At 68.2% G+C, this 19777-nt stretch carries 18 protein-coding genes; 14 read left to right on the top strand and 4 right to left on the bottom strand.

All coding sequences use genetic code 11. The features are described 5' to 3' along the window. Nucleotides 1-608: 608 nt before the first annotated feature. The 3 genes from VPH43_RS24550 to VPH43_RS24540 form a co-directional block, all read right to left on the bottom strand. Nucleotides 609-2375 (bottom strand): STAS domain-containing protein, encoded by a 1767-nt coding sequence (locus tag VPH43_RS24550; RefSeq protein ID WP_328580414.1) that lies wholly within the window; start codon nucleotides 2373-2375, stop codon nucleotides 609-611. Nucleotides 2376-2405: 30 nt separating this feature from the next. Continuing rightward, a complete protein-coding gene (dksA, locus tag VPH43_RS24545) occupies nucleotides 2406-2885 on the bottom strand; it encodes an RNA polymerase-binding protein DksA (RefSeq protein WP_328580413.1) in 480 nt (159 codons plus the stop codon). Nucleotides 2886-3399: 514 nt separating this feature from the next. Continuing rightward, nucleotides 3400-4443: a CobW family GTP-binding protein gene (locus tag VPH43_RS24540; RefSeq protein WP_328580412.1), complete on the bottom strand. Its 1044-nt coding sequence runs from the start codon at nucleotides 4441-4443 to the stop codon at nucleotides 3400-3402. A gap of 176 nt (nucleotides 4444-4619) precedes the next feature. Between VPH43_RS24540 and VPH43_RS24535 the strand changes: the two genes are divergently transcribed. The 8 genes from VPH43_RS24535 (at nucleotide 4620) to VPH43_RS24500 (ending at nucleotide 13246) form a co-directional block, all read left to right on the top strand. Beyond that, nucleotides 4620-5513 (top strand): HlyC/CorC family transporter, encoded by an 894-nt coding sequence (locus tag VPH43_RS24535; RefSeq protein WP_328580411.1) that lies wholly within the window; start codon nucleotides 4620-4622, stop codon nucleotides 5511-5513. Further along, on the top strand, nucleotides 5510-7045 hold the full coding sequence (gene lnt / locus VPH43_RS24530) for an apolipoprotein N-acyltransferase (protein WP_328580410.1): 1536 nt from the start codon (nucleotides 5510-5512) through the stop codon (nucleotides 7043-7045). The genes VPH43_RS24535 and lnt overlap by 4 nt, the downstream gene beginning before the upstream one ends. A 64-nt stretch (nucleotides 7046-7109) precedes the next feature. Then, nucleotides 7110-8033: a glycine--tRNA ligase subunit alpha gene (gene glyQ / locus VPH43_RS24525; protein WP_328580409.1), complete on the top strand. Its 924-nt coding sequence runs from the start codon at nucleotides 7110-7112 to the stop codon at nucleotides 8031-8033. A 5-nt stretch (nucleotides 8034-8038) separates the two neighbouring features. Further along, complete coding sequence (glyS, locus tag VPH43_RS24520) at nucleotides 8039-10171, top strand: glycine--tRNA ligase subunit beta (protein ID WP_328580415.1); 2133 nt, start codon at nucleotides 8039-8041, stop codon at nucleotides 10169-10171. Nucleotides 10172-10181: 10 nt separating this feature from the next. Next, entirely contained in the window at nucleotides 10182-10811 is a 630-nt protein-coding gene (gmhB, locus tag VPH43_RS24515; protein WP_328580408.1) for a D-glycero-beta-D-manno-heptose 1,7-bisphosphate 7-phosphatase, read from the top strand. Next, a complete protein-coding gene (locus tag VPH43_RS24510) occupies nucleotides 10811-11593 on the top strand; it encodes a lysophospholipid acyltransferase family protein (RefSeq protein WP_328580407.1) in 783 nt (260 codons plus the stop codon). The genes gmhB and VPH43_RS24510 overlap by 1 nt, the downstream gene beginning before the upstream one ends. 50 nt (nucleotides 11594-11643) lie before the next feature. Continuing rightward, complete coding sequence (locus VPH43_RS24505; protein WP_328580406.1) at nucleotides 11644-12576, top strand: M48 family metallopeptidase; 933 nt, start codon at nucleotides 11644-11646, stop codon at nucleotides 12574-12576. Nucleotides 12577-12883: 307 nt separating this feature from the next. After that, nucleotides 12884-13246, top strand: coding sequence for a hypothetical protein (locus VPH43_RS24500; protein WP_328580405.1), 363 nt, complete (start codon nucleotides 12884-12886; stop codon nucleotides 13244-13246). On the opposite strand, the gene VPH43_RS24495 is transcribed toward VPH43_RS24500, so the two are convergent. Then, nucleotides 13210-14382: an MBL fold metallo-hydrolase gene (locus VPH43_RS24495; RefSeq protein WP_328580404.1), complete on the bottom strand. Its 1173-nt coding sequence runs from the start codon at nucleotides 14380-14382 to the stop codon at nucleotides 13210-13212. The two genes, VPH43_RS24500 and VPH43_RS24495, sit on opposite strands and share 37 nt — an antisense overlap. Nucleotides 14383-14435: 53 nt before the next feature. Here VPH43_RS24495 and VPH43_RS24490 point away from each other — a divergent pair, with 53 nt between their 5' ends. The 6 genes from VPH43_RS24490 (at nucleotide 14436) to aceK (ending at nucleotide 19756) form a co-directional block, all read left to right on the top strand. Then, nucleotides 14436-14903 carry a MerR family transcriptional regulator gene (locus VPH43_RS24490; protein WP_328580403.1) on the top strand — a complete coding sequence of 156 codons (468 nt, stop codon included), beginning with the start codon at nucleotides 14436-14438 and terminating at the stop codon, nucleotides 14901-14903. Between the two features lie 66 nt (nucleotides 14904-14969). Then, nucleotides 14970-15422, top strand: a complete 453-nt coding sequence (locus tag VPH43_RS24485) for a PaaI family thioesterase (protein ID WP_328580402.1) — start codon at nucleotides 14970-14972, stop codon at nucleotides 15420-15422. A 22-nt stretch (nucleotides 15423-15444) separates the two neighbouring features. Next, the gene (locus VPH43_RS24480) at nucleotides 15445-16623 is read left to right on the top strand and encodes an isovaleryl-CoA dehydrogenase (protein ID WP_328580401.1); all 1179 of its coding nucleotides are present in this window, start codon (nucleotides 15445-15447) and stop codon (nucleotides 16621-16623) included. Then, a complete protein-coding gene (locus tag VPH43_RS24475) occupies nucleotides 16620-17150 on the top strand; it encodes a GNAT family N-acetyltransferase (RefSeq protein WP_328580400.1) in 531 nt (176 codons plus the stop codon). Before VPH43_RS24480 ends, VPH43_RS24475 begins: the two co-directional genes overlap by 4 nt. A 97-nt stretch (nucleotides 17151-17247) precedes the next feature. Then, nucleotides 17248-17904 (top strand): carbonate dehydratase, encoded by a 657-nt coding sequence (can, locus tag VPH43_RS24470; protein WP_328580399.1) that lies wholly within the window; start codon nucleotides 17248-17250, stop codon nucleotides 17902-17904. A gap of 16 nt (nucleotides 17905-17920) precedes the next feature. Continuing rightward, entirely contained in the window at nucleotides 17921-19756 is a 1836-nt protein-coding gene (aceK, locus tag VPH43_RS24465) for a bifunctional isocitrate dehydrogenase kinase/phosphatase (protein WP_328580398.1), read from the top strand. Nucleotides 19757-19777: the final 21 nt, after the last annotated feature.

Raw genomic sequence — 19777 nt, 5'->3', positions numbered from 1 at the left:
CACGGCTACTTCTGCCGCCAGCCGTTCATGACCCTGGACTTGCGCCAAGACCGCCTACAGACTTAAGCCCAAGGTGTTACCCATGTCCCCGCACACCTGTTACCCATGTGTCCGGTCTAAACACTGGCTCAGAAGAAAGTAACCAAAGAAGAGAGCCTGGAAATCCATCATCCGATTTCGCTCCCTCACGCCGGTAGGGGGTCCGGTTTTCTGGAGGACCGCTCGGTCGCCAGAGACCCGAGGCCACTTGTGACGGGTGCTTTGGCTCGTGTGCACCGCGCGCTGGACGTCTTTCCAGCCTCCGTGTGCGGGCGCTTCGCTCGGTCATGGCATGCGGAGGCTGGCTGGTGGTCCAGTGACAGGTCGGGTCGATGTACCTGGCTGGCGCAAAGTGGCCTCGGGTCTACAGCAATGTCAGCGTGCTCCCGAAAACCGGGCCCCGATTCGGTGTCAGCGAACCTGATCGGATGTTGGTATTCCAAGGCACCTTCTTTGGTTACTTTCTTCATGCCAGTGAAGAAAGTGACCGCCGGCCGGGCGCGACCGGCGGGCTGCACGCGAGTGGCCAGAAGCCGTGGAAGAGCGCCACCCGACCGGCAAGGCAAGGGTCAAACGACCCGAACCCTCACCCTCGCATGCTCATTGATGCCCATGGCACCAAAGAACAAGGCCACCAGCCGGTGCGCCTCCGCAAACCCCACCGCCCGGTTCTCGCTGCGCTTGGTCAGCACCCAGTTCAACAGGTCCCCCGCGGCGATAAAGTCGACCCGGATGAGCCGCGCACACGACACGTTCACCACCGGCGCCGTGCCCAGCTCGCTGTCGAGTTTGGCCAGGGTCGGGCCGATGTCGCCCACCAGTTGGCCCGACAGCTCCACGTTGGCCGAACGCACCACGCCGGCGTCGTCTTCCGTCAGGGTGGACTCCAGGAAGCTGGTCGAGACTTCGCTCACCACCGACATCGCCGGTGAATGGGTGCTCTGCCCGCCGCCGCTGATGCGCACGTTGCACTTGGTGGGCTCCCACTGCGGGGGCGACACCTCGTAGGTCACGCAATAGTCGATGGCCAGCTCGTCGAACTGGTCCGGGCGGTTGGCCAGGCTGAGGGCGTCCAGGCGCACGGTCCAGAAGATGGGGTCGGCATCGCGCACGCCCGTCGGCGCCGCTTCCTGCAGCACCTGGAAGAAGTTGTCGCCGTCCAGCCAGCGCATCTCCAGGCGCTCCTTGGCCCACTGGCGGAACAGCTGGCTCAGCTGGCTGGCCGCCTCCGGGTCCACATGGCGCAGGTGGCCCCAGTCGAACACCCAGGGCAGGGGCAGCTGCAGGGTCTGCGAACGCAGCTGCGCAACCGCGTCGGTGTCCAGCACCTCCGGGCAGACCCAGCCGACCTCTCCCTTCACGCGGGCCGGGGCGGCGGCATGCAGCTTCTCTTCCTGTGCGGCCTCGGCCACGAGGCGTGGCATGGAGAACCATTGCGGCGAGGACCAGCCGAACTGCTGGGCGTATTCCACCGCCAGGCTTTCAAACTTGTGCTGCTGGCCAGTGGCACGGTACAGGTCGAACAGCACCAGCCAGGTCTCGGGATGTTCGTGGCGTGGGCCGCCGTCGGCCGTCAGGCCCTGCAGCGACGCCTCGCACTGGTCGAAGTCGGCGTTCGCAAACGCGATCACCGCCTCGTCCAGCTCCGGGTCGTGCACCACCTCGCTGACCTCGATGGCGGGCAGCGGCGGCAGTGCCGGCGCCGCGGGCGCGCTCGGGGTGCGCGCCGGTGCGCCGGAGGACGACAGCGGCGGCAGGCCGGCGCTGGCCACCACCGGCGCCTGGGCCGGGGCCTGCAGGTCGATATCAGGCAGCGGCGGCAGCGCGGGCAACTGCTCGGTGTCGGCATCGGCCGGCGCGGGCGCACGCGCCCGGCCGGTGAAGGAGGCGGCGGGTGTGTCAGCCAGCGGCGCCGGGTCGGTGCTGGCGCCGAAATAGCCGGAGTTGCGGCGCTGGCCGAAGTTGTCCCCGACCATCTGCTGTTCGATCTCGTCGATCTTGGCCTTCACCTGGGCATCGGCCCGGGCGTTGGTCTCCATGCGCACTTCGGAGTCGTCGATGCGCGAGGAGCCGGCCAGTGCCGCCAGCTGCTCGCTGGACAGGCCTTCGCGTCGCACCTTGCGCAGCACGTCGAACTCGCGCTTGCGCACGAAGTCGTTGCGCCGCTTGCGCTCGATCATGGCCTTGAGCTCGCTCTTCTCGAACTCCAGGTTGCGCGCCTCCGGATCCTGCTGGGAGTTCAGCTCCGCCCAGTCGGTGGCCGGGTTCGCGACGAAGCGAACCACTTTGCGAAAAAAGCTTTCGCCGTCTTTCGGGTCGGACTTCGAATCGGCCATGAATGGGGCAACGGCTGAACGCGCGCGCTGTCAGTCTCCGAACATCTTCTGCTTGAGCTCGCGGCGTTGCTGCGCTTCCAGCGACAGCGTGGCGGTGGGGCGCGCGATCAGCCGGCCCAGCCCGATGGGCTCGCCGGTTTCATCGCAGAAGCCGTAGTCGCCGGCTTCGATGCGGGCCAGGGACTGCGAGATCTTCTTCAGCAGCTTGCGCTCCCGGTCGCGGGTGCGCAGCTCCAGGGCGTGCTCTTCCTCGATGGTCGCGCGGTCGGCGGGGTCCGGCACGATGGAGGTGTCTTCGCGCAGGTGCTCGGTGGTCTCGCCGGCGTTGGACAGCAGGTCGTCCTTCAGCGCCTGCAGGCGGGCGCGGAAGAAGTCGAGCTGCTTGTCGTTCATGTACTCGCTCTCCGGCATGGCGAGGAGTTCGGCTTCGGTCATGTCGCGGCCGGCCTTGGTCTTCCAGGCGTTGGCGAGTTTCGGGTCCGCCTTGTGCGCGGGCTTCTGGGTGTCCATGGAGGAATCGGCAAACATTCGTGCGGGCGGCTTCGAGGGCGAGAACCGGTCGGCAAAGCGGCTGACCGTGTTGGCTGCGACCTCGGCAGCAGTGGTTTCAGTGGCCTCGGCCGTGGCCATCGCTCGCCCTGCCGCGGACGGCTTGGACGATGCGGAGCCGGCAGGCTTCGACGGGGTTTTGGCGGGGGCGGCGGCGCTGCTCTTGGCAGGCCCCTTGGTGTCTACGGGTTTGGCGTCGGGTTTGCTGGCCGCCTTGACGGGAGGCGCAGCCTTTTTCGCGGGGGGCGCAGCGGGGGCAGGGGCCGCGGCTTTGGCGGACGGTTTTTTCGCCGCTGTCTTGGGCGCAGGGGTCTCGCTCTTGGCCGGGGTCTTGCTCACTTCGCTCTCCTCGCAATGCAGTGTTATACCTGCTCGAGCGCAACGGGCTCAGGGGCGCCCTGACACCTCAGGGCGCGCGGATTGTAGCGACGTTGCCCCGGCGCCAGCGCCGGGCCCACGATGCGGTTTTCGAAGCTCAAGCCAGGCATTGCTCCAGTCCCTGAAGGAACACGTCCTTCGGCAGGTCCAGGCCGATGAAGACCATCTTGCTGTTCTTCTTCTCGCCCGGAGCCCATTTCGGCCCGAGATCGCTGCCCATCAATTGGTGCACACCCTGGAACACCACCTTCTTGTCGGTGCCCTTCATCCAGAGCACGCCCTTGTAGCGCAGCATCTTCGGCCCATACACCTGCACGATTGCCCCGAGGAACTCTTCCAGCTTGGCCGGGTTGAAAGGCCGCTCGGAGCGGAACACGAATGACTTCACATCATCGTCGTGATGGTGGTGGTGGGGGTGGTCACAATGCTCACCGTGCTCATGATCGTGATCATGGTGATGGTGGTCGTGCCCGTCGTCCGCTTTCAGGAAATCGGGGTCGATCTCGAGCTTGGTATTGAGGTTGAAGCCGCGCAGGTCGAACACCTGGGACAGCGGTACCTCGCCAAAGTGCACCTTCTGCTGCGGCGCGCGCGGGTTCATGTGCTTCAGGCGGTGCATGAGCGAGTCCACCTCGGCCGGGTCGGCCAGGTCGGTCTTGCTGATGAAGATCTGGTCGGCAAAACCGACCTGGCGGCGCGCTTCCTGGCGCTCGTCCAGCTGGGCTTGGGCGTGCTTGGCGTCCACCAGCGTGAGGATGGAATCCAGCAGGTAGCTCTCGGCGATCTCGTCGTCCATGAAGAAGGTCTGCGCCACCGGGCCCGGGTCGGCCAGGCCGGTGGTCTCGATCACCACGCGGTCAAAGGTGAGCTCGCCCTTGCGGCGCTTGTCGGCCAGGTCGGCCAGGGTGGTGCGCAGGTCTTCACGGATCGTGCAGCAGACGCAGCCGTTGGACAGCTGGATGATCTGCTCGTTGGTGTCGGCCACCAGGATGTCGTTGTCGATGTTCTCTTCGCCGAACTCGTTTTCCACCACGGCGATCTTCTGGCCGTGGGCTTCGGTGAGCACGCGCTTGAGCAGCGTGGTCTTGCCGCTTCCAAGGAAGCCGGTGAGGATGGTGGCGGGGATCAGACCTTCGGACATGGTGGTTCCAGCAGCGAAACAAGGCCCAGCGGCAGCCCGTTGGGAAGCCGACCAGATGGGGGCGGCAGACTGTGTTGCAAGGGGCATGCCCTGTCAAGCCGATGGGGTATTCGACCCAGTGGCGGGCGTGGGGGATCGGGTAAGCTTGACCGCTTGCCAATTCCTCGCCTTGCGCGATGTCTGACCCTCACCCTGCGCGCCCGCACAAAGCGGGCGACAAACAACACCCTCCCACCGGCGTGCACCGGGGGCTTTTTGAGCGGCTGGTCGACCTGCTGTCGCCCGGCCCGGATTCCAGGGACGAGCTCATGCGGGCGCTGGCCAGCGCCGAGCAGCGGGAGCTGATCGAACCCGAGTCCCGCATCATGCTTGAAGGCGTGCTGCGCATGGCCGACCTGACGGCCGGCGACGTGATGGTGGCCGCGCGCCGCATGGACCTGCTGGACATCGACGCGCCCTATGAAGAATTGCTGGCGGGCGTCATTTCCACCGGTCATTCGCGCTTTCCGGTCTACGAAGGCCAGCGCGACAACATCATCGGCATCCTGCTCGCGAAGGATCTGCTCAAGCTGCAGCGCGCGCCCGAGCTCAACCTGCGCACCCTGCTGCGGCCCACGGTGTTCGTGCCGGAGTCCAAGCGCCTGAACGAGTTGCTGCGCGACTTCCGCTCCAACCGCAACCACCTGGCGATCGTGATCGACGAGTTCGGCACGGTGGCCGGCCTGGTGACCATCGAGGACGTGCTGGAAGAGATCGTCGGCGAGATCGAGGACGAATTCGACGAGAAGGACGGCGAATCCGGCATCTACACCCTGGCCGACGGCACCCACCGGGTGGCCGGGGACACCGAGATTTCGGCCGTCAACGAAGCCTTCGGCACCACGCTGGACGACGAGGATTTCGACACCATCGGCGGCCTGGTCGCCCATGAGTTCGGCCGCGTGCCACGCCGGGGCGAGGTGGTGGAACTGGGCGGCCTGCGTTTCGTGGTGATGCTGACGCGCGGTGGTGCGGTGCGCTGGTTCCGCGTGTCGCACAGCGGCGACCACGACGGCGCCACCAGCGCGTGAGCGCCCACTCCGAGGGGCGGCCGCCGCAACGCGGGCCGGTGGCCTGGCTGCTCGCCTTGCTGGCCGGCGTGCTGCACACCGCGTCGTTTGCCCCCACCGAAGCCTGGCCGTTGCAGATCCTGGCGCTGGCCGGGCTGGCGGCCCTGGCGCACGGAGCCGGCGTGCGGCGTGCGGCCGCGCTGGGCTGGTGGTTCGGCTTCGGCTGGCTGGCCAGCGGCCTGTGGTGGCTGTACATCAGCATGCACCGCTATGGCGGCATGGCGCCTGCGCTGGCGGCGGCCGCCGTGGTGGTGCTCGCGGCCGTGCTGGCGCTGTACTACGCACTCGCGCTGGGGGCGTGGGCACGCTGGTGCCGCGTGGTGCCCGGGGCCGGGCGGCAGGCGCTGGCGTTCGCCGCGATCTGGCTGCTGGCCGAGCTGGCGCGCGGGGTGTTGCTGACCGGCTTTCCCTGGATCGCCGGCGGTTATGCCCATACCACCGGCCCGCTGGCCGCCTGGGCGCCCTGGGTGGGCGTCTACGGCATCGGCGCCCTGGCAGCGTGGCTGGGGGCGGCGCTGGCGCTGGCGCTGGCCTGGCCGCTGGCCGGGCTGCGCGCGCGCGTCCTCGTGCTGGGCGGCCCCCTGGCCGCGCTGCTGGTGGGTGTGCTGCTGCCGGCCGACTTCACGCTGGACACCGGCCGCCTCAGTGTCACGCTGCTTCAGCCCAACGTGGCGCAGGACCAGAAGTTCGAGCCGGCCAACGTGCGCGCAGCGCTGCAGTGGCACCAGCAGCGGCTGGCCGCCGCCCGGGGCACGCTGGTGCTGACGCCCGAGTCCTCCATCCCGCTGCCGTCGCAGTTCCTCGACGAGAGCTGGCCCGCCGCCCTGCGCACGCCCTTCGCCGGCGGCGACCGCGCCGCGCTGGTGGGCATCTTCCTGGGCGACGACGCGGCCGGCTACACCAACTCCCTGATAGCGCTCTCGCGCACCAGCGACCTGGCCCACCCTGGCTCCGCCTACCACTACGGCAAGCGCCACCTGCTGCCCTTTGGCGAATACGTGCCGCCGGGCTTCAAGTGGTTCGTGGACCTGATGCACATCCCCATCGGCGACCAGGCCGCCGGCCGCCGCACCGACGCCCTGGCGGTGGGCGGCCAGCGCGTGCGGCCGGTGATCTGCTATGAGGACTTGTTCGGTGAGGACATGGTGAGCAGCGTCGTGGGCGACCAGCCGGCCACCGTGTTTGCCAACGCCACCAACCTGGCCTGGTTCGGCCCGCTGATGGTGCAGGACCAGCACCTGCAGTTCTCGCGCATGCGGGCGCTGGAATTCCAGCGGCCGATGGTGCGCGCCACCAACACCGGCATCACCGGCGTGGTGGACCACCGCGGCGTGCTGACGGCCCGCCTGCCCTCGGACACCGAAGGCGCACTCGAGGCCGAGGTGCATGGGCGCACCGGCGCCACGCCCTACGCCCGCTGGCTGTCCGCGCTGGGCCTGTGGCCGCTGGCGGTGCTGGCGCTGGCCGTGCTGCTGCTCGGCCGGCGTCGCTGAAGCCTTGCCTCCAGGCCTGCCCTCTTAGAATCGGCGGCTCTTCGCCTTTGGTAGCGCCGACCCGATGCTGACCTTCCAGCAACTCATTCTTCGACTGCAGGACTACTGGGACGCCCAGGGCTGCGCACTGCTGCAGCCCTACGACATGGAAGTGGGCGCCGGTACCAGCCACACCGCCACCTTCCTGCGCGCACTGGGCCCGGAGCCCTGGAAGGCCGCCTACGTGCAGCCCAGCCGCCGCCCCAAGGACGGCCGCTACGGCGAGAACCCCAATCGCCTGCAGCATTACTACCAGTACCAGGTGGTGCTCAAGCCGGCACCGGCCAACATCCTGGAGCTGTACCTCGGCTCGCTCGAAGCCCTGGGCTTCGACCTCAAGAAGAACGACGTGCGCTTCGTCGAGGACGACTGGGAGAACCCCACGCTCGGCTGCTGGGGCCTGGGCTGGGAGGTGTGGCTCAACGGCATGGAGGTCACGCAGTTCACCTACTTCCAGCAGGTGGGTGGCATCGCCTGCAAGCCGATCACCGGCGAGATCACCTACGGCCTGGAGCGCCTGGCGATGTACCTGCAGGGCGTGGAAAGCGTGTACGACCTGGTCTACGCGCCCGGCATCAAGTACGGTGATGTGTTCCACCAGAACGAGGTGGAGCAGAGCACCTACAACTTCGAGCACAGCAACGTGGAGTTCCTGCTGGGCGCGTTCAACCACTACGAGCAGCAGGCGCAATACCTGATGGCGCAGGCGCTCGCGCTACCGGCCTACGAGCAGGTGCTCAAGGCCGGCCATACCTTCAACCTGCTGGACGCGCGCGGCGCGATCAGCGTCACCGAGCGCGCCGGCTACATCGGCCGCATCCGCAACCTGGCGCGCGCCGTGGCGCAGAGCTACCTGGACAGCCGCGCCCGCCTGGGCTTCCCGATGGCGCCGCGCGAATGGGCCGCCGAAGTGCAGCAGCAGCTCGACGCGAAAAAGGCGGCCGCGTGATGACCATGAACACGAAGAACCTGCTCGTCGAACTGTTCGTCGAGGAACTGCCGCCGAAAGCGTTGAAGAAGCTGGGTGAGGCGTTTGGGGAAGCGCTTGCTGTCGGTCTGGTCGAGCAAGGGCTTGTGGACCGGAATGAGCTCTCGCGCGTCACCAAATTCGCGTCGCCACGCCGACTCGCAGTGCTCGTTCCGAAGGTGCAGAGCAGGGCGGACGACAAGCCGGTCCGCCAAAAGCTCATGCCGGTGAGCGTGGCCCTCACCGCAGACGGCCAGGCCACCCCGGCGCTGCTGAAGAAACTGGCCGCCCTGGGCGCTGACGCCTCCGTGCTGCCGCACCTCAAGCGCGCGGTCGACGGCAAAGCCGAAACCCTGTTCCTGGACAGCACCCAGCCCGGCGTGACGCTGGCCGACGGCCTGCAGAAGGCGTTGGACGAAGCGCTTGCGAAGCTGCCCATTCCCAAGGTGATGACCTACCAGCTGGCCGACGGCTGGAGCAGCGTGAACTTCGTGCGTCCGGCGCATGGCCTGGTGGCGCTGCATGGCGCCGACGTGGTGCCGGTGCGCACACTCGGCCTGGTGGCTGGCCGCGAAACCCATGGCCACCGCTTTGAGGCTGCCCACGATCCGATCGTGCTGCACGATGCTGACAGCTATGCCAGCCAGCTGGCCGAACACGGTGCAGTGATCGCCGGCTTTGCGGAGCGCCGCGCCGAGCTGGTGCGCCAGCTGCAGGCCGCCGCCGCTCGACAAGGGCTCAAGCCGGTCGAGGACGAGGCCCTGCTCGACGAGGTCACCGCACTGGTCGAACGGCCCAACGTGCTGCTGTGCCGCTTCGAGCCGGAGTTCCTGCAGGTGCCGCAGGAATGCCTCATCCTCACGATGAAGGCCAACCAGAAGTACTTCCCGCTGCTGGACGCTGCCGGCAAGCTGACCAACCAGTTCCTCATCGTCAGCAACATCCGCCCGGACGATCCCAGCCGGGTGATCGAAGGCAACGAGCGCGTGGTGCGCCCACGCCTGGCCGACGCCAAGTTCTTCTTCGACCAGGACCGCAAGAAGCCGCTGGCCGATCGTGTTGCCGGCCTGGCCAAGGTGGTCTACCACGGCAAGCTGGGCACGCAGGGCGAGCGGGTGGAGCGCGTGCGCCACATTGCCCGCGGGATCGCAGAACAACTGGGCCTGCAGCTGGGCGGCGAGACGCTGGCGGCGCAGGCCGACCAGGCCGCGCAACTGGCCAAGGCCGACCTGCTGACCGACATGGTGGGCGAGTTCCCGGAACTGCAGGGCATCATGGGCGCCTACTACGCCCGCCACGATGGGCTGGCCCCCGCGGTCGCCGACGCGATCGAGGACCACTACAAGCCCCGGTTCGCCGGCGATGCGCTGCCGCGCAACCCGGTGGGCACGGTGGTAGCGCTGGCGGACAAGCTGGAAACGCTGGCTGGCCTGTTCGGCATCGGCCAGCTGCCCACCGGCGACAAGGATCCGTTTGCGCTGCGCCGGCATGCGCTGGGCGTGATCCGCATGCTGGTGGAGCGCGAGCTGCCCTTGCAGCTGGACGCGCTCGTCGCGGCGGCCGCACAGGCGATGGGGCCGCTGCTGACCGACAAGCTCGCGGCGGCCAACCTGCTGGACTTCATCTACGAGCGCTTGGCGGGCAGCTTGCGCGAGCAGGGCTATAGCGCACAGGAGGTGGAGGCCGTGCTGTCGCTGCGGCCGGTGCGACTGGCGGACATTCCCAAGCGGTTGGCGGCAGTGCGCGCGTTTGCCGCGCTGCCCGAAGCCGCCTCGCTGGCAGCGGCCAACAAGCGCGTGAGCAACATCCTGAAGAAGTCTGAAGGCGGGGCGGACGCAGGGGCCGAGGTGAACACCGGCCTGCTGAAGGAGCCGGCCGAAGCGGCGCTGTACGAAGCGCTGCAGGCAGTGGCGCCGCGTGCGGACGCCGGGTTCACGGCCGGCGACTACACCGGCTCGCTGCAGGCACTGGCCGCCTTGAAGGCGCCGGTGGACGCCTTCTTCGACGACGTGATGGTCAATGCCGAGGACGCGGCGCTGCGTGCCAACCGGCTGGCGCTGCTGGCCCGTTTGCATGCGGCGATGAACCGCGTGGCCGACCTGTCGCGCCTGGCCGCCTGAGGAGGCAACCATGCCACGCACTGGTGAATCGTCGATCAAGCTGGTGGTGCTGGACCGCGACGGCACCATCAACGAGGACCGCGACGACTACGTCAAGTCGGCCGACGAGTGGACGCCGCTGCCCGGTGCGCTGGAGGCGATCGCGCGCCTGAACCATGCCGGCTGGCACGTGGCCATCGCCAGCAACCAGTCGGGGCTGGGCCGCGGCCTGTTCGACATGGCGGCGCTCAACGCGATGCACATCAAGATGAACCAGCTGCTCGCACGCCAGGGCGGCCGGGTGGACGCGGTGTTCTTCTGCCCGCATGCACCGGACGAGGTATGTGACTGCCGCAAGCCACTGCCCGGCCTGTTCGAGCAGATCGCCACCCGCTACGGCATCGAGATGGCCGGTGTGCCGGTGGTGGGCGACTCGCTGCGCGACCTGCAGGCCGGCGTGGCGGTGGGCTGCGAGCCTCACCTCGTGTGCACCGGCAAGGCGGCCGGCCTGGACGATGCCCAGCTGCAGCATTGGCTGGTGCAGGTACCGGGCACCACGGTGCACACCGACCTGGCCGCGTTTGCCGACTTCCTGCTGCACCGCGAGCGCACCCGCCGCGGCGAAGGGGAGGACTCTTCGCCCGGACGGCTGGATTCGTGATGCTGCAACGCCTGGGCTGGACCGTGCGCTCGCTGCTGCTGGTGCTGTGGATGAGCATCACCGTGGTGCCCTGGGGCACGGCGATGGTGATCCTGTCGATCTTTATCCGTGGCACGCCGCTGTACTGGGCCACCATCTTCTGGGTGCGCATGGCGATGTGGGGCGTGCGGACCATCACCGGCGTGGTGCCGCGCGTGAGCGGCATCGAGCACCTGCCTGACGGCCCGGTGATCCTGGCGCCCAAGCATCAGTCGACCTGGGAGACCTTCTACTTCACCACCCTGATGCCGCGCCCGCTGTGCTACGTGTTCAAGCGCGAGCTGCTGTGGGTGCCGTTCTTCGGCTGGGCCATGAGCCGGCTGGACATGGTGCACATCGACCGCCGCCGCCGCACCGAAGCCTGGAACAAGGTGGCTGAGCAAGGCGGGCGTTTCATGCGCCAGGGCAACTGGGTGATCATGTTCCCCGAGGGCACCCGCACTGCACGCGGCAGCCAGGGCGTCTACAAGAATGGGGCCACCCGGCTGGCGGTGGCCACCGGCGTGCCGGTGCTGCCGATCGCGGTGGCCTCGGCGCGCTGCTGGCCGCGCGGTGCCTTCATCCTGCGGCCGGGGATCGTGGACGTGTCCATCGGCAAGCCCATCCCGTCGGTGGGCCGCGAGCCGGATGAGCTGATGCGCGAGGTGGAAGGCTGGATCGAGAGCGAGATGCGCCGCATCGACCCCGAAGCCTACGAGGGCGTGCCGGCCAGGGCCCCGCGCACGGCGCAGGGCACATCCTGACGCGACCCATGTCGGGCCGACCGCTGCGGCCCTTCGTACAATCGCGGCCCATGTCGCGCACGCCGCCAGGCCCGGCCCCTTCGCCCTCGTCGGCACCGCCTTCGTCACCGCAGTTGTCGCTGTTCGATGAAGCGCCGGCGGCCGCCGCACCGGCGTCCCCGTCTCGCACACCAGTGCCGGCCCCGCCCGCACCCGCCGCGCCGGCGCCCAACGTGCTGACCCCCGCGGTCTTTCGCCACCCCCAAGCCGAACGCGAGCTGCGCCTGGGTGACCATGTGGTGGCCTATGCCTTCCGGCGCGCCCGCCGGCGCAGCATCGGCTTCACCGTGAGCACCGAGGGCCTGGCGGTGAGTGCGCCGCGCTGGGTGCCGCTGTCGGAAGTGGATGCCGCGCTGCAGGCCAAGGCCTCCTGGATCCTGCGCAAGCTGCAGGAGCAGCGCTCGCGCGCGCAGCGCCTGGCTTCCTCGCGCATCGAGTGGCGCGACGGCACCAGCCTGCCCTTCCTCGGCGAGACGGTGATCCTGGTGCTGGACCCGCGCGCCACCGGCGCCATGCTCAACACCGATGGCCAGGCGTTGCCGGGTGTGCCGCGCCTCACCCTGCATGTGGGCCTGCCGCAGAACGCGGCGCCCGAGCAGATCCGCGACGTGGTGCAGAGCTGGCTGCAGCGCCAGGCCCGGCGTGTGTTCGAGGAGCGCTGCCAGCACTTCGCGCACAAGCTCAGCGTGCGGATGCGCCGGCTTTCGCTGAGCTCGGCGCAGACGCGCTGGGGCAGCGCCAGCGCCGACGGCTCCATCCGCCTGCACTGGCGCCTCATCCATTTCGCGATGCCCATCATCGACTACGTGGTGGCGCACGAGCTCGCGCACCTGCGCGAGATGAACCACAGCCCGGCGTTCTGGGACGTGGTGCGCTCGGTGCTGCCGGACTACGAGCAGCACCGCGGCGCGCTCAAGGACGACGTGTTGCCGGCCTTCGATTGAGGGCCGGGCCGCTGGTGCCTGGTGGCGGCCCGCCGGCTATCGCTGTGACACCACCGCCTGTTCGGAATGGCGCGGCTTCCCCCTTTAGAGGGATCGCCAAAGCGCGCCTTGCATCGCACACTGGCAGCCTGCTGTCATTCACGTGAAAGCGGCGCCGACAGGCCCGCTTCAAAGGTCAAAGCCCGCGGTTCATGCCGCGGGCTTTTTTTATCTTCGTTCGCTGCCATGGGCATGGAGCTTGCCGCGATTGGGGTCTCAGCAGGAGACGGTGATGAAGCGGCTCGGTTCGGGAACAAAGGTTCTTGCAGTGGTCCTGGCAATGTATGCCGGGTCCTGTGCGGCGCAGTCGTCGACAACCACGCCGGACAACAGCTACCGTGCCGGCACGGTGCCCGCAGTGGGTGCCGACGCCAACAACACCAACCTCGGCATGCCGGCCACGGCGCCGGCCGCCAGTGCCGCCGGCCCGGTGGGCACCACGCCCGGCACGGCCACCATGGGCGGCTTCGGCCCGATCACCACCGACAACGGCGTCGCCAGCAGCGGCACCTCGGCCAGTGCGCCGGCCGCGCGAGCCGCCAGCGCGCCCGCATCCCGACCCACCACACGCCGCACCCCGGCGGCGCGCAACGCTCAGCGCGCGGCGTCCGCCACGGCGGCAAAACGATAGACACCGTCGGCGCCGCGCTCACGGCGCAGCTGGCCGCGCATCCACAGCGCGTGCAGGTGGGCGATGGACTCGCCCATCGCGAAGGTGGTCTGGTGCAGGTCCAGCGGCCGCTTGAACAGTACCGGCAGCATGTCGGCCGCGCTCTGCGGCGCTTCGGCGCAGGCCTGCAGCACCTCGGCAAAACGCTCGTCGTGGTGCTGCACCAGCTGGCGCACCCGCTCATGCAGGCCGGTGAAGGGCTTGCCGTGCGAGGGCAGCACCAATGTGTCCTGCGGCAGCGCGGTGAAGCGGGCGATGGACGACAGGTACAGCGGCAGTGGGTCGGCCTCCGGCTCCAGGTCGTACACGCTGACGTTGGTCGAGATGCGCGGCAGCAGCATGTCGCCGGAGATCAGCACCTTCAGCTGCGCGCAGTACAGCGCAATGTGCTCCGGCGCATGGCCGTAGCCGCTGATGCACAGCCAGTCGCGCCCGCCGATGCGCACCGTCTGTCCATCCAGCAGGCGGCGGAACTGGCGCGGCACCTGCGGCACCATGCCGGCGTAGTAGTTGGAGCGCGCCCGCACCTTCTGCAGTGACTCCGGATTCGTGAGCCCGTGGCTGGCGAAGAACTGCGCCGCATCGTCGCCGCCGAAGCCGGTGGTGCTCTGGCTGGCCATGCGGGCCGCATTGAAGTCGGTGGTGCTGATCCACAAACGGCAGGTGTGGGCCCCCAGGCTTGCGGCTGCGCCGCTGCGCTGCCCCCCGAGGGGGCTCGGCCCGCCTTGAGGCGGCTCGGCGGCGGGCCGGTGTTCCTCGGTGCTCCAACGCTCGCACAGCCAGTGCGCCAGGCCGATGTGGTCCGGGTGCATGTGCGTCACGATCACCCGCAGCACGGGCAGGCCCTGCAGTTCATGGGCGAACACCTGCTCCCAGGCCGCCCGGGTGGCGTCGCTGGTGATGCCGCAGTCCACGATGCTCCAGCCCTCGCGGCCGTCCAGCGTGTCGCGCAGCAGCCAGAGGTTGATGTGGTCCAGCGCAAAGGGCAGCGCCATGCGCACCCAGCGCACGCCGGGTGCCAGCTCCAGGGTGGTGCCGGTGTCGGGCAGTTGGTCGCCCAGGGGGTAGTGCAGTGCGCTCTCGTTCGGATTGGCCATGTGGGGAAGGCGCCAGGCCTTAAAGTTACGTTTACGTCAACGTCAGTCTAATCATGGCCGCTGTTTCCCGCCGACGCCCGGCTGCTTTGCCGGACACCGGAGCCTCCAAGGCCGCCAAGGATGCGCGCACCTTCACCATCACCGAGCTGGCGCAGGAGTTCGACATCACGCCGCGCGCCATTCGCTTCTACGAGGACGTGGGCCTGCTCACGCCGGCGCGGGCCGGGCGCAACCGCGTGTACACCCACCGCGACCGCACCCGCCTGAAGCTCACGCTGCGCGGCAAGCGGCTGGGCCTGAGCCTGCAGGAGGTGAAGCAGCTGGTGGACATGTACGAATCGCCGGCCGACACCACCCAGCAACTGCAGGCCTTCCTGGAGGTGCTGCAGGCGCACCGCTCCCAGCTGGAGCAGCAGCTGGACGACATCCAGGTCACGCTGGCGGAGATCAACCAGCACGAGGAGCGCTGCCGCCGCCTGATCGCCGAGACCGCCCGCCCGCGCAAGCCGGCCCGGGTGTGAGCCCCGCGGCCACGGCCGGCCGGACTGGCTAGAATCCGCTTTACGTTTACGTAAACGTCAACCAGCATGGACCTGCAGCCCGCCGATGCCGACTTTGCCCAGCGCGTGCGCCTGTCCTTCGAGCGCCAGGCGGTGATGCGCACCCTGGGCGCGGCGCTGGCCGAGGTGGCGCCCGGGCGCGTGGTGATCACCATGGCGCACCGGCCGGAGCTCACGCAGCAGCATGGTTTCCTGCATGCGGGCATCGTGTCCACCGCGCTGGATTCGGCCTGCGGGTATGCCGCGTTTTCGCTGATGCCGGCCGACGCGGCGGTGCTCACCATCGAGTTCAAGGTCAACCTGCTCTCGCCCGCGCGCGGGCCGCAGTTCCGCTTCGCCGGCGAAGTCACCAAGGCCGGGCGCACCATCAGCGTGGTGGACGCCAGGGCCTGGCAGCGCGACGGCGGCACCGAATCCCTGGTCGCGACCATGACCGCCACCGTGATGACGGTGCGCGGCCGCAGCGACCTCCATCACTGAACACCATCCAAGAGGAGACACCATGAACCTTCCCGGCCTCGACTTCATGCTCGGCGAGGACATCGATGCCCTGCGCGACGCGGTGCGGGCCTTCGCCGAGGCCGAGATCGCACCGCGCGCCGCCGAGATCGACCGCAGCGACCAGTTTCCGATGGACCTGTGGCGCAAGATGGGCGAGCTGGGTGTGCTGGGCATCACCGTGCCGGAGGAGTACGGCGGCGCCAACATGGGCTACGTGGCCCACATGGTGGCGATGGAGGAGATCAGCCGCGCCAGCGCGTCGGTGGGCCTGAGCTACGGCGCGCACAGCAACCTGTGCGTCAACCAGATCAAGCGCAACGGTACCGACGCGCAGCGCCGCAAGTACCTGCCCAAGCTGATCAGCGGCGAACACGTGGGCGCGCTGGCGATGAGCGAGCCCGGTGCGGGCTCCGACGTGATCAGCATGAAGCTCAAGGCCGAGGACAAGGGCGGGGTCTACGTGCTCAACGGCACCAAGATGTGGATCACCAACGGCCCGGATGCCGACACGCTGGTGGTCTATGCCAAGACCGAGCCGGAGCTGGGCGCCCGCGGTGTCACCGCCTTCCTGATCGAAAAAGGCATGAAGGGCTTTTCCATCGCCCAGAAGCTCGACAAGCTGGGCATGCGCGGCAGCCACACCGGCGAGCTGGTGTTCAACAACGTGGAAGTGCCAGCGGAGAACATCCTGGGCGGGCTGAACCAGGGCGCCAAGGTGCTGATGAGCGGGCTGGACTACGAGCGCGCCGTGCTCGCCGCCGGGCCGATCGGCATCATGCAGGCGGTGATGGACAACGTGGTGCCCTACATCCACGACCGCAAGCAGTTCGGCCAGAGCATCGGCCAGTTCCAGCTCATCCAGGGCAAGGTGGCCGACATGTACACGGTGCTGCAGGCCGCACGCGCGTTCTGCTACACCGTCGGAAAGAACCTCGACAAGCTGGGCAGCGGCCACGTGCGCCAGGTGCGCAAGGACTGCGCGAGCGTGATCCTGTGGTGCGCGGAGAAGGCCACCTGGATGGCCGGCGAAGGCATCCAGGTCTTCGGCGGCAACGGCTACATCAACGAATACCCGCTGGGGCGCCTCTGGCGTGACGCCAAGCTGTACGAGATCGGCGCGGGCACCAGCGAAGTGCGCCGCATGCTGATCGGGCGTGAGCTGTTCGCGGAGACCATGTGACGGTTCCCACGCTGGCCGGCCAGCGCTGCACCTTGCGCGAGCTGAACGCGGGCGACGCGCCGTCGCTCGCCCGCCATGCGGACGATGAGGCCGTGTGGCGCAACCTGTTCGACGGTTTCCCGCGGCCCTACACCATGGCCGACGCGGTGGGCTGGTGCGCCGGCGGCTGGCGCGATGCCGGCCATGTGTGGGGCATCGCCGTGCAGGATGAGGTGATCGGCTGCGTCGGCATCCGGCCCGATAACGGCTGGCTGCGCTGCAACGCCGAGGCGGGCTGGTGGATCGGCCAGGCCTTCTGGCGCCGCGGCATCACCTCCGAAGCGGTGGCGCTGGCCAGTGCGTGGGCCCTGGGCGCACTGCCCGAGCTGACGCGGCTGTATGCGCCCGTCTTCTCGTGGAACGAGGGTTCCACGGCCGTGGCACGCCGCTGCGGCTACGTGCAGGAAGGCGTGATGCGCCGCAGCGCCATCAAGGCGGGCCAGGTGATCGACCGTGCGCTGTTCGCGCGCTACCGGGCGCCCGCGTGACGCCGCAACCGCACCAGCGCCAGTGCCCGCCCCGATGCCGGGCCGGCCAGCACCCTGCGTAAACTGTGCACCGCAGCAAATTCACTCCTGCCTACCCATGAGCCTCCAACTCGAAGAACTGTTCGACAAGAACCGCGACTGGGCCCGGCGCACCGAAGAGCGCGAGCCGGGTTTTTTCTCCAAGCTGCTCAAGCAGCAGGCGCCACAGTACCTGTGGATCGGCTGCTCCGACAGCCGGGTGCCGGCCAACGAGCTGGTCGGCCTGCTGCCGGGTGAACTCTTCGTGCACCGCAACGTGGCCAACGTGGTGGTGCACTCGGACCTCAACTGCCTGTCGGTGATGCAGTTCGCCGTGGACATGCTGAAGGTGCAGCACATCATCGTGGTCGGCCATTCCGGCTGCGGCGGCGTGATGGCGGCGCTGAAGGACGTGCGCGTGGGCATCGCGGACAACTGGATCCGCCACGTGCAGGACGTGCGCAACCGCCACCAGGCCTGGCTGGACAGCGTGCCGGAGGAACACCGCGTGAACGCGCTGGTGGAGCTGAACGTGCTGGAGCAGGCGCTCAACGTGTGCCAGACCACCGTCGTGCAGGACGCCTGGTCGCGCGGCCAGGAAGTGGTGGTGCACGGCTGGGTCTACGGCCTGCACAACGGCCTGCTGAACGACCTGCGCATGACGGTGCCCAACGTGGACGCGGTGGCCGGCGCCTACGAGGGCGCACTGGCCGCGCTCAAGCTGCGCTACACCTGAAGCGGCCAGGCGCCCGATGTTTCCGCACCAGCTCACCGATGCCCGGGCCTTCGCGATTGCGCAGGCCATGCTGGACGGGTTCAACCGCCACTATCGGCTCTTTCGTGAGGCGAGCGCCGAAGCCAAGAAGCGCTTCGAGCAGGCCGACTGGCACGGCCAGCAACGGGCGCAACGCGAGCGCATCGAGTTCTACGACAAGCGGGTGGACGAAGGCGCCGAACGCCTGCAGACCGAGTTCGGCGCCGGCGAGCTGCCGATGGACGTGTGGCACCAGGTCAAGCTGCACTACATCGGCCTGCTGATCGAGCACCACCAGCCGGAGCTGGCCGAGACCTTCTTCAATTCGGTCACCACCAAGATCCTGCACCACAGCTACTTCCGCAACGACTTCATCTTCGTGCGGCCGGCGGTGAGCACCGAGTACATCGAGAACGACGAGCCCGCGGCGCAGCCCACCTACCGCGCCTACTACCCCACCAAGGACACGCTGCACGAGACGCTGGTGCGCATCGTCACCAACTTCCAGCTGCAGTGCGAGTTCGAGGACCTGGGGCGCGACGTGGACCAGGTGCTCAATGCGCTGCGCGAGCAGTTCGGCGGCGTGCGCCTGCGCACCAACTTCCAGATCCAGGTGCTGAGCAGCCTGTTCTTCCGCAACAAGGGCGCCTACATCATCGGCAAGATCGTCAACGGCTTCCACGAGACGCCGTTCGCCCTGCCGGTGCTGCATCGCCCGCCCGCCAACCGCACTGCAGGCCCGAAGGGCCAGCTCTTCATCGACGCGGCGCTGTTCGGCGAGGAGGACCTGCAGATGCTGTTCAGCTTTGCGCGCGCCTACTTCATGGTGGACATGGAGATCCCGGCGGCCTACGTGCAGTTCCTGCGCAGCCTCATGCCGCACAAGCCGCGTTCGGAGATCTACAACGCGCTGGGCCTGCACAAGCAGGGCAAGAACCTCTTCTACCGGGACTTCCTGTACCACCTGCGCCACTCGAGCGACAAGTTCCGCATCGCACCCGGCATCAAGGGCATGGTGATGCTGGTGTTCGACCTGCCCTCGTTCCCCTACGTGTTCAAGGTGATCAAGGATTTTTTCCCGCCGCCCAAGGACACCACGCGCGAGCAGATCCAGGGCAAGTACTTCCTGGTGAAGACCCACGACCGCGTGGGCCGCATGGCCGACACCCTGGAATATTCCAACGTCGCCTTCCCGCGCGTGCGCTTCGAGGACGAGCTGATCAACGAGCTCAAGCACTTCTGCCCCAGCCTGATCGAGGAGCAGGAGGACGCGATCGTCATCCGCCACCTCTACATCGAGCGCCGCATGGTGCCGCTGAACATCTACCTGCACGAAGCCACGCAGAAGGAACAGATCGAACACGCCGTGGTGGAGTACGGCAACGCCATCAAGGACATGGTGGCCGCCAACATCTTCCCCGGCGACATGCTGTGGAAGAACTTCGGCGTCACCCGCAACGGCAAGATCGTGTTCTACGACTACGACGAGATCGAATACCTCACCGACGTCAATTTCCGCAAGGTGCCCGAGCCGCGCAACGAGGAGGAAGAGATGTCCGGCGAGGTCTGGTACCCGGTGGGCCCCAAGGACGTGTTCCCCGAGACCTTCGGCCCCTTCCTGCTCGGCAACCCGGCTGTGCGCGAGGTGTTCATGAAACACCATGCCGACCTGCTGGACCCGGTTTTCTGGCAAGGTCACCAGGAGCGCATCCGCGCTGGCCATGTGCACGACGTGTTTCCCTACGAAGCCAGCAAGCGCTTCGTCGTCCAGCGGCGGTTGAGGCATGCGGGCACGCCGCCCGCGGCCGCAGCCCCCGCGACTGCCCCTGTTTGAAGTTCGTTGAAGGAGAAAGTC

Source organism: Ideonella sp. BN130291 (assembly GCF_036231905.1).
In the GTDB taxonomy this organism is placed as follows: domain Bacteria; phylum Pseudomonadota; class Gammaproteobacteria; order Burkholderiales; family Burkholderiaceae_C; genus CAMLIZ01.
This window is presented reverse-complemented; position numbering and strand designations above follow the sequence as displayed.